Below are 14,103 nucleotides of genomic sequence, written 5' to 3' on the forward strand. Positions count from 1 at the left end.
AGGCGATTGTCACCTGGCTATCAGCACTCTGCTCTGCGCCCGGGCCCGGCCTCAGGCAAAGCGCGCAGGCGAAAGCCGGGCTGCCAGGTCGGTGCTAAGCTGCAGTTCCCGGCCAAGCAGCAGATCGGCGGCCAGCTGGCTGGCGGCGGGGCAGGTCTGAAAGCCATAGCCGCCCTGTCCTGCCAGCCAGAAGAAATCGGGCTGGCCGGGGGCGAAACCGATCACCGGCACCCGGTCGGGGGCGAAGGTGCGCAATCCGGCCCAGCTGGCCAGCAGCCGGGTGACCGGCTGGCTCACCGCGGCCTCATAACGTGCCAGCCCCTCGGCCAGCACCATATCATCGGCCCAGGCATCATGCGGCGCATCGACCGGATCCTCCTCGGCCGGAGACACGATCAGCGCCCCGGCATCGGGCTTCATATACCAGCTCTCGCCCGGGCCGAACAGCATCGGCCAGCGCGAGACATCCAGACCGGCAGGGGCGGCGATGCGCGCCATCGAACGGCGCAGCGGCGCAAAGCCGGGGGAGGGCACACCTGCCATGGAAGCGATCTGATCGGCCCAGGCCCCGGCGGCATTGATCACGATACGGCCCTCGGCTGCGCCACCCGGCCAGCGGATCTGCCAGCCGCCGGGAATGCGGCGGATCTGACCGACCCGGGCGCGGGTGGTGAAAACGGCACCCTGCTGGCGCGCTTGCCGGGCGAACCCCTGCAGCAGCAGATCGGTATCAATATCTTCGGCATGGCTGGAAAAAGCGGCATAATGCAGCTGATCCTCGCGCAGGATCGGGATCATCGCCCGCGCCTCGGCGGGGGTGATCTGATCAAAGCCCATGGCCGCCAGATCGGCAAAGAAGCTGTCGCGCGCCTGTTCCGGTGCGATCATCAGCAGCCCGCGCGGCGAAAGGGTGCCGCTTTCCCGGAACCAGTCCTCGGAGGCAAGGCTGAGCCCGACCACCGCCGCAGCGCCATAGCGCGGCTCGTAGAGGGCGGCTGAGCGGCCCGAGGCGTGATGCGCCAGATGATCCTCGGCCTCGAGAAGCTGCAGGCTGCCATGCGGGGCCAGCCGTGCCGCCAGCGATACCCCGGCAATTCCGCCGCCGATGATCAGAAAATCCTGCATTTCTCGCCCCCTGCCATCCGGTGCTCTGGCCGGATTTTATCCCTGTCTGACAGATCACCCTGGCTGCCAGCGCGCAAGTCATTGCCTTTGCTCAGCCTTCCTGTCGCTGTTCATGCTGCGATGCGGCGGACATAAAGTTACCCAAAATAGCATATTTAATATTGCAATATTTCCCTCTCGATTTAAGTTCTGCTGCAGGCGCATCGATTCTGCGGTGCGGAAACATCTTCAGACACGCCCCTCCCGGAGAATGGCCGATGGCACTGGATACGCAGGCGAAAATCATGAGCTACGACGCCCCGATCAAAGATCTCTATGAGATTGGTGAAATGCCGCCGCTGGGCCATGTTCCGGCGAAAATGTACGCCTGGGCGATCCGGCGTGAGCGCCATGGCGAGCCCGAACAGGCACAGCAGCTCGAGGTGGTCGACACCTGGAAGCTCGACAGCAATGAAGTGCTGGTCATGGTGATGGCGGCGGGCGTCAATTATAACGGCGTCTGGGCCGGGCTTGGCGTGCCGATCTCGCCGTTTGACGTGCATAAGCAGGAGTATCACATCGCGGGTTCGGATGCCTCGGGCATCGTCTGGGCGGTGGGGTCTAATGTCAAACGCTGGAAAGTCGGTGATGAGGTGGTGATCCACTGCAATCAGGACGATGGCGATGACGAGGAATGCAATGGCGGCGATCCGATGTTTTCGCCCAGCCAGCGCATCTGGGGCTATGAGACCCATGACGGCTCGTTCTCGCAGTTCACCAAGGTGCAGGCCCAGCAGCTGATGCCGCGCCCGAAGCATCTGACCTGGGAGGAAAGCGCCTGCTATACGCTGACGCTGGCCACCGCCTACCGTATGCTCTTCGGCCATGAGCCGCATGATCTGAAACCGGGGCAGAATGTGCTGGTCTGGGGCGCGAGCGGCGGCCTTGGCTCCTATGCGATCCAGCTGATCAATACCGCAGGCGCCAATGCGATCGGTGTGATCTCGGATGAGAGTAAGCGCGATTTCGTCATGGGGCTGGGCGCCAAAGGCGTGATCAACCGCAATGATTTCAAATGCTGGGGCCAGCTCCCTAAGGTGAATTCCGAGGAATATAACAGCTGGCTGAAAGAGGCGCGCAAATTCGGCAAGGCGATCTGGGACATCACCGGCAAGGGCGTCAATGTCGATATGGTGTTTGAGCATCCCGGTGAGCAGACCTTCCCGGTCTCGTCGCTGGTGTGCAAAAAAGGCGGCATGGTGGTGATCTGCGCCGGCACCTCGGGGTTCAACTGCACCTTTGACGTGCGCTATATGTGGATGCATCAGAAGCGCCTGCAGGGCAGCCATTTCGCCCATCTCAAACAGGCGGCGGCAGCCAATAAGCTGATGTGCGAGCGTCGCCTTGACCCCTGCATGTCCGAGGTCTTCCCCTGGGCCGAGATCCCGCGCGCCCATACGCTTATGCTGAAAAACCAGCATAAGCCGGGCAATATGGCGGTGCTGGTGCAGGCACCGCATACGGGCCTGCGCACCTTTGAGGACACGCTTGAGGCCAGCCGCAAGGCCTGAGTTCTTTTCCCTGTCGGAGCCTTCACGCCGCATCCCCGCGATGCGGCGTTTCTTTTTGCGCGACAGCGCCCAGGGATTGTCGCCCTGTGGACGGATAGGCCGGGGCAGGGCGCGGGTGTTAGCTCAGATCAGACGGGCGATCACCGGAGGTGGGTATGAGTGAGGCTGTGCGACGGCATGCCTGGGTGTTCCAGGTGCTGCGGGACCTGCAGGATTATGCGCTGGCCAATGATCTGCCCGGGCTGGCAGAGAAAGCACAAGAGGCTCTGGACGTGGCGCGGGCCGAGATGGACGGCGGCTCTGCACCGCCCGACGAGGATAAGGGCTTCAGGCACTGAAACCGGATCGCGGCAGGCTTTGGCCCGGGCGCGGCCTCTGGTCCTTCGCCACCGGGCAGGATAGTCTCGCGCCATGCAGGCCCTCGCCCCCATTTTCTCTGATGATCAGGCCGAGGCCTGGGACCGTATCTCCGCTTCGCTGAAGGCAGGCGGCATTGACCTGACCGAGGGCTTTACCCGCCCGGCGGTCGAGGGCAATTTTGCCGAGCCGCTGGCGGTGATCGGTAAGGCGGGTTCGGGAAAAACCCTGCTGCTGGCCCAGCTTTATAAAGCGCTGAAAGAGACCGGCATCGATATCGTTTCGGGCGATTTCGAGGGGCGCAAACGCAAAGAACGCCGCAGCCTCGCGATCCTCGCCCCGACCAATAAGGCGGCTTCGGTTCTGCGGCTGCGCGGCGTGCCCGCGACCACCATTCACCGCATTCTCTACACCCCGCTTTATGATCCGCATTACGAGCGGATCGCTGAATGGCTGGCGGGCCAGGCCGAGCGGCCCCAGCTCGAAGGGCTGGGAGTTGAGGGGCTGAGCGAACAGGCGCTCGACCGGGCCCATGCCTTTTATGGTCAGGTGCCCTCGATTCCCGGCGCGCTGGCGGCGGCGGGGCTGAAGGGTTCGGATTTCATCAAAGGCTGGAAAAGGCGCGAAGAGCCGCTGGATCTGGGTTTTGTCGATGAGGCCTCGATGCTGGATGAGCGTCAGTTTGAGGATCTGCGCGAAATCTTCCCGCGTCTGGTGCTGTTTGGCGATCCGGCGCAGCTGGCCCCGGTCGGCCAGTCCGGCAAAATGGTGTTTGAGGGTTTCCCGCCCGAGCGCCAGCTGGTCCTGAACCGCATTCACCGCCAGACAAAAGACAATCCGATCCTCGATCTGGCCCATGCCCTGGCCGATGACAGCCTTGGCTTTGATGATTTTGAGCGGCTGGTGCGCCAGAAGGCGGCGCAGGATGACCGGGTGGTCTGGTCCGAGCGCGTCGACAGCGATCTGATGGCGCGCTCGCCGGTGCTGGTCTGGCGCAATGCCACCAGGATCAAGCTGATCCGCGCCTTCCGCGTCGCCCATGGCGCGCCGGAAGAGGATCTGCTGCCGGGCGAACCGCTGATCTGCGACGGTATCGAACTGCCCGCAAAACACCGCAAAAAACGCGTCGATCTGGAGGCCCGCGGCCTGATCAAGGGCGCGCAGGTGATCTATCTGGGCCCGGGCAACCGCACCGGCTTTGCCAGGCTGCATGTGATCGGGGCCGAGGATCCGCAGCTCTCGGCGGCCTCGATCATCAAGATTGAGCGCCCCGATGAGGAAGAGCCCTTCATCCCCCATGCCGCCACCATGGGCGCCGCCTTCCTGCATGGCGCGGCGGTGACCATTCATAAAGCCCAGGGCAGCCAGTGGCCCGAGGTGCAGGTTTTCGCACCCGATCTCTCGGCCGCTGCCTGGGCCAACCGCAGCGAAGCCGGTGTGCCTTTGTGGAAGCGCCTTGCCTATGTGGCGATCACCCGGGCCGAGCACCGGCTGCATTGGGTGGTGCGCAACCGCCTTGGCCGCCCGCGTGAGACCCTCGGCATTGCCGATCTCAAAGGCCCGGCGCCGAAGCTCGAGCTGAAAGCCGAAGCGCCTGAGGCCTGAGCGGGATTTCCCTTTCCCGGCCCCGGCGCTACTCTGACGCCAATCACAGATGAGGATCCGATCATGTCGCTGGTATTCGTTCAGTTCCGCTGCGCACCGGGCAAGACCTATGAGGTGGCCAATGCGATCTGGGACCGCGAGGTCGTGAGCGAGCTCTACTCGACCAGCGGCGATTTCGACCTGATCGCCAAGGTCTATATCCCCGAGGGCGAGGATACCGGCCATTACCTCAGCTCGAAGCTCTTCGATATTCCCGATATCCAGCGCACCCTGACCACCATGACCTTCCGCGCTTTCTGAGGCCTGCCACGGGGGGGCGCGCGGGACTGGAGAACCGGACTATGCGCGCCACGCTGCCCGTGGCATTGCAGCAGCAGATCAGAACCGGGGCGCAGGGGGGCAGAGATGGCAGAGCGGCAGAGATGCTGGAAGACATGGTTGCAGGCGGCTGCGGCCTCGCTTCTGATCGCCTGGGGCGCTGCGCCGCTTTTCATGCTGTTCAGCCTCGCGACCGGCTTTGATGAGGGAAGCCGGGTTGAGGGCATGCCCTTCCTGCTGATCTGTGCAGGACTTGTGTTTAGTGCCGCGCTCTGCTGGCACGTCACCCATCCTTCCGGCCTGCGCGGGATTGAGCGCGCGCTGCTGATCGCGGCTGGCTTGTTTCTCGCCGCGGCCCCGATGATGATCGCCACCGGCCTGCTGGTCCGCGACAGCGATCGCGGTACGGCTCTGGTGCTCGGCGGCTTCCTGATGACCGGCTTCGCGGTGTTCCAGAGTTTCGGTCTTTTCATCGCCGCCCGCGTCCTGCGCCGGGCAAGGCAGAGGCAGGAAGACTGGCCGCAGTGAAAAAGGCCCGGAGCGTGATGCTCCGGGCCTTTTAAAATGACTCCTGAGAGATCAGAAGTTCCAGTCGTCGTCTTCGGTCGCCACGGCTTTGCCGATGACATAGCTCGAGCCCGAGCCCGAGAAGAAGTCATGGTTCTCGCTGTCGGGCGAGAGCGCGGCGAGGATCGCCGGGTTGACCTCGGCCACCGAGGCCGGGAACAAAGCCTCATAGCCGAGGTTCTGCAGCGCCTTATTGGCATTGTAATGCAGGAAGGCCTTAACGTCTTCGGTCAGACCGATGCCGTCATAAAGCTCCTGGGTATACTGGGTCTCGATGGCATAAAGGTCGAACATCAGCGCGAAGGCAAAATCCTTCAGCTCCTGACGGCGGGCCTCGTCCAGCTTTTCCACCGCGCGCTGGTATTTATAGCCGATGTAATAGCCATGCACCGCCTCGTCGCGGATGATCAGGCGGATCAGGTCGGCGGTATTGGTCAGCTTGGCGCGCGACGACCAGTACATCGGCAGATAGAAGCCCGAGTAGAACAGGAAGCTCTCAAGGAAGACCGAAGCGATCTTACGCTTCATCGGGTCTTCGCCGGCCTTGTATTTCTCAAGGATGATCCGGGCCTTGGCCTGCAGATGCGGGTTTTCTTCCGACCAGCGGAAGGCATCATCAATCTCTTTGGTCGAGCACAGCGTCGAGAAGATCGAGGAATAGCTGCGCGCATGGACCGATTCCATGAAGGCAATATTCGTCAGGCAGGCTTCTTCATGCTGGGTCTGCACATCCGGCATCAGCGAGATGGCGCCAACCGAAGACTGGATGGTGTCAAGCAGCGTCAGGCCGGTGAAGACGCGGATGGTCAGCTCGCGCTCTTCCGGGCGGAAGGTGGCCCAGGACTGCACGTCATTTGACAGCGGCACCTTCTCGGGCAGCCAGAAATTGACGGTCAGGCGGTTCCAGACTTCCAGATCCTTCTCATCCTCGAGACGGTTCCAGTTGATCGCCTTCAGAGCGGCTTTTTGCGCTACATGATCCTTCACAGCGAAGAATCCTTTCATCTGTCTCTAAATATCCTCGGGGGGTCCGGGGGCCGAAAGCCCCCGGCGCTCAGCCTCAGAGCGTGCAGCTCACGCAGCCCTGCACTTCCGTGCCTTCCAGCGCGGTCTGGCGCAGGCGGATGTAGTAGATCGTCTTGATGCCTTTCTTCCAGGCATAGATCTGCGCTTTGTTGATATCGCGCGTCGTGGCCTCGGCCGGGAAGAACAGGGTCAGCGACAGGCCCTGGTCGACATGCTCGGTTGCTGCCGCATAGGTGTCGATGATCTTTTCAGGGCCGATCTCATAAGCATCCTGATAATAGTGCAGGTTCTCATTCGACATGAAGGCCGCCGGGTAATAGACGCGGCCGATCTTGCCCTCTTTGCGGATCTCAACCTTGGCGACGATCGGGTGGATCGAGCTGGTCGAATTGTTGATATAGCTGATCGAGCCGGTCGGCGGCACCGCCTGCAGGTTGCGGTTATAGAGGCCGTGCTGCATGACATCGGCCTTCAGCACCTCCCAGTCCTCGCGGGTTGGCAGGGTGATGGCGCCAAACATCGCGGCGACTTTTTCGCTGACCGGCAGCCAGTCGCGGCTGGTGTATTTTCCGAAGAACGAACCATCGGCATATTTCGACTTGTCGAAATCCTTGAAGGTCGAACCCTTTTCCTGCGCCAGCAGGCAGGAGGTGCGGATCGCGTGATAGGCCACGGCGGCGAAATAGACGCTGGTAAACTCAACGCCTTCATCCGAGCCGTAATAGACATGCTCGCGCGCCAGATAGCCATGCAGGTTCATCTGGCCAAGGCCGACCGCATGGGCCTCATCATTGCCGCGACGGATCGAGGGTACGGATTCAATCGACGACATTTCCGACACGGCCGTCAGTGCCCGGATCGCGGCCTCGATGGTCTTGCCGAAATCCGGGCCATCCATGGTCGCGGCGATATTCAGCGAACCGAGGTTGCACGAAATATCGGTGCCGAGATGCTTATAGCCCAGATCCTCGTTATATTCCGAGGCCTCGTTGACCTGCAGAATTTCCGAGCAGAGGTTCGACATGGTGATGCGGCCATGCACCGGATTCATCCGGTTCACCGTGTCCTCAAACATCACATAGGGATAGCCGCTCTCGAACTGGATCTCGGCGATGGTCTGGAAGAACTCACGCGCATTGATCTTTTTCTTACGGATCCGCTTATCGGCGACCATCTCGTGATATTTCTCGCTGACCGAGATTTCCGAGAAGGGCACGCCATAGACATTCTGAATGTCATGCGGCGAGAACAGGTACATATCCTGGTTCTTCTTCGCCAGCTCAAAGGTGATATCGGGGATCACCACGCCCAGCGACAGCGTCTTGATGCGGATCTTCTCATCGGCATTCTCGCGCTTGGTGTCGAGGAAGCGCAGGATATCGGGGTGATGTGCGTTCAGATAGACCGCGCCCGCGCCCTGACGTGCGCCGAGCTGATTGGCATAGGAGAAGCTGTCTTCCAGCAGTTTCATCACCGGGATCACGCCCGAGGACTGGTTCTCGATGCCTTTGATCGGGGCGCCCAGCTCACGCAGGTTGGTCAGCATCAGCGCCACGCCGCCGCCGCGCTTCGAGAGCTGCAGCGCCGAATTGATCGAGCGGCCGATCGATTCCATATTGTCTTCCAGCCGCAGCAGGAAGCACGAGATCAGCTCGCCGCGCGACATTTTGCCGGCATTGAGGAAGGTGGGCGTGGCGGGCTGGAAGCGACCCGAGAGGATCTCTTCCATGAAGGACATGGCGAGTTTCTCATCGCCGCGCGCCAGCGCCAGCGAGACCATCACAACACGGTCTTCATAGCGCTCAAGATAGCGCTGACCGTCGCGGGTCTTCAGCGTGTAGCTGGTGTAATATTTGAACGCGCCGAGGAAGGTCGGGAAGCGGAATTTACGCTCATAGGCGGCATCCCAGATCGCGCGCTGGAAGTTTTTGGAATACTGATCCAGCACTTCAGGCTCATAATAGCCCTCTTCCACCAGATAGCGCAGTTTCTCATCCAGCGAGTGGAAGAATACCGTGTTCTGGTTGACATGCTGCAGGAAATACTGCCGCGCCGCCATCCGGTCGGCCTCAAAGCGGATTTTCCCTTCACCATCGTAAAGGTTCAGCATTGCATTAAGCGCGTGGTAATCAAGCGCCGGTTTCACGCCATTATCGAGCATTCCACCCCCCGGAATAAATCGAGCCCGCGCCGAACGCGGGCGACATCGGTTTCAGTTCCGGCAAGCTCAAACGAGTACAGGACCGGTACATTACATTTTTCGGCGATGATCCGGCCGGCAAGGGCCCAGGTCGCGCCAAAGTTACGGTTGCCCCCGGCGAGCAGTCCCTTCAGCCCGGCACGGCGCGCCGGATCATTCAGGAAGCGGATCACCTGTTTGGGGACGGCACCCCGGCCTTCGCCATCGGCGAAGGTCGGGCAGGCAAGGACGTAATTCCCGACTGGGACGGGCATCTCATCTTTTGGTGAAATCGGGATGCGCTGGGCTGGCAGGCCAAGCTTTGCGATGAAGCGCGCGGTATTGCCCGATACGGAAGAAAAGTAAACCAGCCCTAAAGCAGGAGACACGATGCAACCTCCTCAGGCGAGACGGCCAATCATGTCGGGGCGGAAGCCCGCCCAGTGGTCGTCGCCGGCAATCACAACCGGAGCCTGGCGGTAGCCCATGGCCATGACTTTTTCCATGGCAAGCTCATCCTCGGTCAGGTCGATCACCGAATAGGTGATGCCCTTCGCATCGAGGGCGCGGGTGGTGGCGGTGCATTGCACGCAGGCCGGTTTGGAATAGACGGTAATGGACATTGCCTGATCCTTCTTCTGTCCCGGATGGCGAGAGTTCGCAAAATAAGAACCGCCAGGAAAACATCCTGCCGGGACGGGTCTTCGCGCCTTCGCACGGTTTCGTTGCCTTTCATGCCCTGGCAGGGCCCCTGGTTGCGGACTGTTGCCCGATCTCTCCGGCCGGATCCCTGAGGAAACGGACGGAAAGCTTCAGCCTTGCTTGCGGCGGACGAAGCCGGGGTCGGTGCCGGTTTTCCCCGGTCTGCCCCTCGTCACGCCAGCTGCAAACCTGGGTGCCAGAACATCTGCATATTGCCGCTTCGTCTGAACGCTTGTCAATATCTTGTGTCGCCCTGGGGGCGCGATGCAGAGGGGCTGTGACCAGCGGCGGAACGGGTAAAAACGCAGGAAACACGCGGTTTAACGACAGTGCCTGCGCGCTGACAGTGGTCTACTTGCCGCAGCCTGCCGGGAAGAAATATTTTGGCTTGCATAAATGGCGGGCATCGGCAGGCAGAGGGCGGCTGCGCCGGGTTGTGGGTGACTCTGGGGATAACCCGGGGCTTCCCCTGCGGCAGGCTTGGCCCGGTCTTGCCCGAACCCCTGGCACGGAGCGGGACGGGGCGCGCGATTCGAAGCCTCAGCGGCTGGGGGGAATCGCATAGGTCATGCTGGCGCGGGCCACCGGATCGGCCTCGCTTTCACTGTAAATAAGCAAATCTGCCACCGCGAGGCTGCGCCCGAGCTTGAGCAGCCGGACATCGGCGCAGACCGCGTGACCGGCGGCGGGCTTGCGCATGAAATCGATCGAGCAGCTGGTGGTGACCGCCAGGGCAACCGGGCCGATGCGCGACAGGATCGCCAGATAGACCGCAATATCGGCCAAAGCAAACATCGCCGGGCCCGAGACTGTACCGCCCGGGCGCAGGTGCTTTTCACTGGCTTTGAGCCAGAGCCGCAGCCCCTGCGGAGTGACCTCGCCCAGCTCAAAATCATCGGCGACCTGGCTGAATTCCCGCGCCATAAAAGCGCTGAGAGCAGGGGCATCCATGGTGATTTTAGTGAGCTCTGGCATCGGCTTACCTCCGGAGGGTCCTACTATATGTTGTGTGTGCCCCTCAGAGCCAGCGCGCGCGGTCGGTGCCTGTTGCCTCGGCCACCGAGGCGAAGCCATCGCGTGCCAGCAGTGCATCGAGGCCAAGCGCAATCTCGCGGATCAGCGACAGGCCCTGGTAGACCAGTGCGGTATAGACCTGCACCGCCGAGGCCCCGGCGCGGATCTTGGCATAGGCCTGTTCCGCCGAGGAGATACCGCCAACGCCGATCAGCGGGATCTTCCCATCGGTCAGCTGCGACAGCTGCGCCAGCACCCGGGTCGAGCGTTCAAACACCGGCGCGCCCGACAGCCCGCCCGCCTGGTCGCGATCCGCGCTCTTCAGCCCCTCGCGCGACAGGGTGGTATTGGTGGTGATCACCCCCGAGATGCCCGAGGTCAGCGCCACTTCGGCAATGCCTTCCAGATCCTCAGGGCTCAGATCCGGAGCAATTTTCAGGAAGACCGGGATCGGCCGGGGCAGGGCGGCCCGGGCCTCCATCACCCCGGCCAGCAGCGCTGAAAGGGCCGCGGGGCCCTGCAGGTCGCGCAGCTTTTCGGTATTGGGCGAGGAAACATTAACGGTGGCAAAATCAATCGAAGGGCCGCAGGCCGTCAGCACCCGGGCGAAATCCTGGGCGCGGTCAGCGCTGTCTTTATTCGCGCCGAGGTTCAGACCGACCGGCACCGGGCCGGGCTTGCGCGCCTTCAGCCTGGCGGCAATGACCTCCATCCCCTCATTGTTAAAGCCAAAGCGGTTGATCGCGGCGCGGTCCTCGGTCAGCCGGAACAGCCGCGGCTTCGGATTGCCCGGCTGCGGGCGCGGGGTTGCGGCGCCCACCTCAATAAAGCCGAAACCGGCGCGCGACAGCGGCGCGAGGGCGACGGCGTTCTTATCATAGCCCGCCGCCAGCCCGATCGGGTTTTCCAGCGCCATGCCGGCGAGGCTGGTTTTCAGCCGGGCCGAGGTCACGAGGCCGGAAAGCGGTGCCAGCCCAAGGCGCAGGGCAGTGATCGACAGATGATGGGCGCGTTCAGGATCGCACAGATGCAGGGCCTTCAGCCCGGCGTTTTCGATAAAATTCACAGGACACCTTCGGGAAAGATATGGCCGGTCGCGCCCAGGGGCAGGGATTTATCCCAGATCACATCAGCGAGCGTGAGCGCCCGGTAGAGATGCGGGAACAAGGCCCCGCCGCGCGATTCCTCCCATTTCAGCGCCGGGCCGAGGCGGTCTGCATCGCAGGCCACCAGCACCAGATCGCTTTCATGGCTGAAATGCTTCGCCGCCGTTTCCGCCACCTGCGCAGGGGTCGAAAAATGGATATAGCCATCCGCCAGATCGACGGGCGCACCCCCGGTCTGGCCAGCGGCACGGAACGCATCCCATTCGGGGCGGCGGAGAATTTTCAGGATCAGCATATTCTGCTGATGCACCCATGCGCCGGGCCAGTCAATCGCTTTGCCGGTCCGCTGCAGACTGCGCGGAAAAGCGTTTCTGAACCGCCGCATGGGCTTGCGGAGGATCGGCAAGGACGTTATTTGAAGATAACAACGCGCGGGCAGCGATGCCCGGCCAGAGGCAGCGGGCGTTGTGTAATGGTAAGACCCTAGCCTTCCAAGCTAGAGACACGGGTTCGATTCCCGTCGCCCGCTCCAAATTCTCTCTCCTTTAAAACCAGAGCTGCAGGCCTTTCTGCCGGTATGTTCCGGCCTGGGCTTTTCCGGTGCCGGACAAAGGCGCATCGCCTGTCGCATCCTGGGGGGCGGGCAATGAAAAACGCCGCCCGGCAAGGGGGCGGCGTTTCGGGTTTTTAGCGCGGAAGCTGCGGGGATCAGCCCAGGTATTTGCTCATCACCAGGGTGGCATTGGTGCCGCCAAAGCCAAAGCTGTTCGACAGCACGCCGTCGATTTCGACATTCTCGCGCAGGCTGGTGACGATCTCGCCCGGCAGCAGCGCCGGATCGGGGGTTTCGACATTGGCCGAAGCAGCGATGAAGCCCTTGTTCATCATGATCAGCGAATAGATCGCCTCATGTACGCCGGTGGCGCCGAGGCTGTGGCCGGTCAGTGATTTGGTCGAGGTGACGGGCGGCAGATTGCCCTCTCCAAAGACGCGGCGCAGGGCGAGGATCTCGGTGATATCGCCTGCCGGGGTCGAGGTGCCATGCGAATTGACGTAATCAATCCGGCGGCCTTCGCCCAGCGTCGAGAGCGCCAGTTTCATCGAGCGCTCACCGCCTTCACCCGAGGGGGCTACCATGTCATGACCGTCAGAGGTCGCGCCATAGCCGGTCACCTCGCCATAGATCTTGGCACCACGCGCCAGCGCATGGTTCAGCTCTTCCAGCACCACGATACCGCCGCCGCCCGCGATGACGAAACCGTCGCGGTTGGCGTCAAAGGTGCGCGAGGCGCGCTCGGGCGTGTCATTATATTTCGACGACATCGCGCCCATGGCGTCGAACAGGCAGGACAGGGTCCAGTCGAGCTCCTCGCCGCCGCCGGCAAAGACGATATCCTGCTTGCCCATCTGGATCAGCTCGGTGCCATTGCCGATGCAATGCGCCGAGGTCGAGCAGGCCGAGGTGATCGAATAGTTTACGCCCTTGATTTTAAACGGCGTGGCGAGGCAGGCCGAAGTGGTCGAGGACATGCCCTTGGTCACCCCGAACGGGCCGATGCGCTTGGGCGAGCCGGTCTCGGCGACAAGGTTATGGGCCTTGAAGAAGGATTTGGTCGAAGGGCCGCCCGAGCCGACGATAATGCCGGTGCGCTCATTCGAGATATCGGATTGCTCCAGCCCGGAATCCTTCACCGCCTGCTGCATGGCGATGAAGTTATAGGCCGCCCCATCGCCCATGAAGCGCAGGTCGCGCTTATCGATATGGTCTTCAAAAGTGATGACCGGCTGGCCGTGTACGCGCGAGCGGAACCCCCGCTCGGCATAGTCAGCGGCAAAGCTGATGCCCGATTTCCCGGCGCGCAGGCTGGCTTCTACTTCGGCAACATCATTGCCGATGGGAGAGACGATGCCGAGGCCGGTGATAACGACGCGACGCATAGCTGTGGTCCTTGTCTGTGGATCAGGAAGCCGAGAGGGCGACCTTCATATCTTTCACGAGGTAGATGGTCTCACCATCCGCTTCGACGCGGCCGTCGGCCACGCCCATGGTCAGGCGGCGGGTCGAGACAGCTTTGGTAAAATCGACGTAATAGCGCAGCATCTTACGCTCGGGGCGGACCATGCCGGTCAGCTTGACCTCGCCCACGCCGAGAGCATAGCCGCGGCCTTCCCAGCCACGCCAGCCCAGATTAAAGCCGGTCAGCTGCCACAGGCCATCAAGGCCGAGGCAGCCGGGCATGATCGGGTTGCCGGGGAAGTGGCAGGAGAAGAACCACAGATCCGGATTGATATCGAATTCAGCCACCACATGGCCCTTGCCATGCAGGCCGCCATCCTCCGAAATCTCGGTGATGCGGTCCATCATCAGCATCGGCGGCTCAGGCAGCTGGGCGTTGCCGGGGCCAAAGAGCTCACCCCTTGCGCAGGCCAGCAGGTCTTCCCGGTCGAACTTGTTCGGATAACGCCCCATAAAACTTCCCGTCGGTCTGTGATGGTTTAAGCTCTGCTGTATCAGAGGCCGGGAGTTGAGAGCAAGCACAGCCCCCGGGATTCC

The 14,103-nt window shown here is 62.1% G+C and carries 15 protein-coding genes and 1 tRNA gene; 6 read left to right on the forward strand and 10 right to left on the reverse strand.

What is annotated here, in order from left to right; genetic code table 11:
• Positions 1-51: 51 nt before the first annotated feature.
• A complete protein-coding gene (locus tag H0485_RS14375; protein ID WP_226936629.1) occupies positions 52-1,125 on the reverse strand; it encodes an NAD(P)/FAD-dependent oxidoreductase in 1,074 nt (357 codons plus the stop codon).
• A 257-nt stretch (positions 1,126-1,382) separates the two neighbouring features.
• Between H0485_RS14375 and ccrA the strand changes: the two genes are divergently transcribed.
• The 5 genes from ccrA (at position 1,383) to H0485_RS14400 (ending at position 5,483) form a co-directional block, all read left to right on the forward strand.
• Entirely contained in the window at positions 1,383-2,675 is a 1,293-nt protein-coding gene (ccrA, locus tag H0485_RS14380; RefSeq protein WP_226936630.1) for a crotonyl-CoA carboxylase/reductase, read from the forward strand.
• A gap of 155 nt (positions 2,676-2,830) precedes the next feature.
• Entirely contained in the window at positions 2,831-3,013 is a 183-nt protein-coding gene (locus tag H0485_RS14385; RefSeq protein ID WP_226936631.1) for a hypothetical protein, read from the forward strand.
• Positions 3,014-3,086: 73 nt separating this feature from the next.
• On the forward strand, positions 3,087-4,637 hold the full coding sequence (locus H0485_RS14390; protein ID WP_226936632.1) for an ATP-dependent DNA helicase: 1,551 nt from the start codon (positions 3,087-3,089) through the stop codon (positions 4,635-4,637).
• Positions 4,638-4,700: 63 nt separating this feature from the next.
• Positions 4,701-4,937: an Lrp/AsnC ligand binding domain-containing protein gene (locus H0485_RS14395; RefSeq protein WP_226936633.1), complete on the forward strand. Its 237-nt coding sequence runs from the start codon at positions 4,701-4,703 to the stop codon at positions 4,935-4,937.
• Between the two features lie 105 nt (positions 4,938-5,042).
• Positions 5,043-5,483: a hypothetical protein gene (locus H0485_RS14400; RefSeq protein WP_226936634.1), complete on the forward strand. Its 441-nt coding sequence runs from the start codon at positions 5,043-5,045 to the stop codon at positions 5,481-5,483.
• 51 nt (positions 5,484-5,534) lie between these two features.
• Here H0485_RS14400 and nrdF read toward each other — a convergent pair whose 3' ends face one another.
• The 7 genes from nrdF to H0485_RS14435 form a co-directional block, all read right to left on the reverse strand.
• Positions 5,535-6,527: a class 1b ribonucleoside-diphosphate reductase subunit beta gene (gene nrdF / locus H0485_RS14405; protein ID WP_226936635.1), complete on the reverse strand. Its 993-nt coding sequence runs from the start codon at positions 6,525-6,527 to the stop codon at positions 5,535-5,537.
• Between the two features lie 55 nt (positions 6,528-6,582).
• Positions 6,583-8,709 (reverse strand): class 1b ribonucleoside-diphosphate reductase subunit alpha, encoded by a 2,127-nt coding sequence (gene nrdE / locus H0485_RS14410; protein ID WP_226936636.1) that lies wholly within the window; start codon positions 8,707-8,709, stop codon positions 6,583-6,585.
• Entirely contained in the window at positions 8,691-9,116 is a 426-nt protein-coding gene (nrdI, locus tag H0485_RS14415) for a class Ib ribonucleoside-diphosphate reductase assembly flavoprotein NrdI (RefSeq protein WP_226936638.1), read from the reverse strand. Before nrdI ends, nrdE begins: the two co-directional genes overlap by 19 nt.
• A 12-nt stretch (positions 9,117-9,128) precedes the next feature.
• Positions 9,129-9,350 (reverse strand): glutaredoxin-like protein NrdH, encoded by a 222-nt coding sequence (nrdH, locus tag H0485_RS14420; RefSeq protein ID WP_226936639.1) that lies wholly within the window; start codon positions 9,348-9,350, stop codon positions 9,129-9,131.
• A 619-nt stretch (positions 9,351-9,969) separates the two neighbouring features.
• Entirely contained in the window at positions 9,970-10,404 is a 435-nt protein-coding gene (locus H0485_RS14425; RefSeq protein ID WP_226936640.1) for a PaaI family thioesterase, read from the reverse strand.
• A gap of 43 nt (positions 10,405-10,447) precedes the next feature.
• Positions 10,448-11,509 (reverse strand): quinone-dependent dihydroorotate dehydrogenase, encoded by a 1,062-nt coding sequence (locus H0485_RS14430; RefSeq protein WP_226936641.1) that lies wholly within the window; start codon positions 11,507-11,509, stop codon positions 10,448-10,450.
• Complete coding sequence (locus tag H0485_RS14435) at positions 11,506-11,844, reverse strand: DUF952 domain-containing protein (RefSeq protein ID WP_226936691.1); 339 nt, start codon at positions 11,842-11,844, stop codon at positions 11,506-11,508. The genes H0485_RS14430 and H0485_RS14435 overlap by 4 nt, the downstream gene beginning before the upstream one ends.
• 163 nt (positions 11,845-12,007) lie before the next feature.
• Between H0485_RS14435 and H0485_RS14440 the strand changes: the two genes are divergently transcribed.
• Positions 12,008-12,081: transfer RNA gene (locus H0485_RS14440), tRNA-Gly, on the forward strand.
• 176 nt (positions 12,082-12,257) lie between these two features.
• Here the strand turns inward: H0485_RS14440 and fabB are convergent.
• Complete coding sequence (fabB, locus tag H0485_RS14445) at positions 12,258-13,487, reverse strand: beta-ketoacyl-ACP synthase I (protein WP_226936642.1); 1,230 nt, start codon at positions 13,485-13,487, stop codon at positions 12,258-12,260.
• A 22-nt stretch (positions 13,488-13,509) separates the two neighbouring features.
• Positions 13,510-14,019 (reverse strand): bifunctional 3-hydroxydecanoyl-ACP dehydratase/trans-2-decenoyl-ACP isomerase, encoded by a 510-nt coding sequence (gene fabA / locus H0485_RS14450; protein WP_226936643.1) that lies wholly within the window; start codon positions 14,017-14,019, stop codon positions 13,510-13,512.
• Positions 14,020-14,103: the final 84 nt, after the last annotated feature.

This window comes from Pseudogemmobacter faecipullorum, assembly GCF_020539525.1.
GTDB lineage: Bacteria > Pseudomonadota > Alphaproteobacteria > Rhodobacterales > Rhodobacteraceae > Pseudogemmobacter > Pseudogemmobacter faecipullorum.

Bases quoted from the DNA above. Each gene is read 5' to 3' on its own strand.
- H0485_RS14375 (WP_226936629.1), bottom strand. From the start codon at position 1,125: ATGCAGGATTTTCTGATCATCGGCGGCGGAATTGCCGGGGTATCGCTG.
- ccrA (WP_226936630.1), top strand. From the start codon at position 1,383: ATGGCACTGGATACGCAGGCGAAAATCATGAGCTACGACGCCCCGATC.
- H0485_RS14385 (WP_226936631.1), top strand. From the start codon at position 2,831: ATGAGTGAGGCTGTGCGACGGCATGCCTGGGTGTTCCAGGTGCTGCGG.
- H0485_RS14390 (WP_226936632.1), top strand. From the start codon at position 3,087: ATGCAGGCCCTCGCCCCCATTTTCTCTGATGATCAGGCCGAGGCCTGG.
- H0485_RS14395 (WP_226936633.1), top strand. From the start codon at position 4,701: ATGTCGCTGGTATTCGTTCAGTTCCGCTGCGCACCGGGCAAGACCTAT.
- H0485_RS14400 (WP_226936634.1), top strand. From the start codon at position 5,043: ATGGCAGAGCGGCAGAGATGCTGGAAGACATGGTTGCAGGCGGCTGCG.
- nrdF (WP_226936635.1), bottom strand. From the start codon at position 6,527: ATGAAAGGATTCTTCGCTGTGAAGGATCATGTAGCGCAAAAAGCCGCT.
- nrdE (WP_226936636.1), bottom strand. From the start codon at position 8,709: ATGCTCGATAATGGCGTGAAACCGGCGCTTGATTACCACGCGCTTAAT.
- nrdH (WP_226936639.1), bottom strand. From the start codon at position 9,350: ATGTCCATTACCGTCTATTCCAAACCGGCCTGCGTGCAATGCACCGCC.
- H0485_RS14425 (WP_226936640.1), bottom strand. From the start codon at position 10,404: ATGCCAGAGCTCACTAAAATCACCATGGATGCCCCTGCTCTCAGCGCT.
- H0485_RS14435 (WP_226936691.1), bottom strand. From the start codon at position 11,844: ATGCTGATCCTGAAAATTCTCCGCCGCCCCGAATGGGATGCGTTCCGT.
- fabB (WP_226936642.1), bottom strand. From the start codon at position 13,487: ATGCGTCGCGTCGTTATCACCGGCCTCGGCATCGTCTCTCCCATCGGC.
- fabA (WP_226936643.1), bottom strand. From the start codon at position 14,019: ATGGGGCGTTATCCGAACAAGTTCGACCGGGAAGACCTGCTGGCCTGC.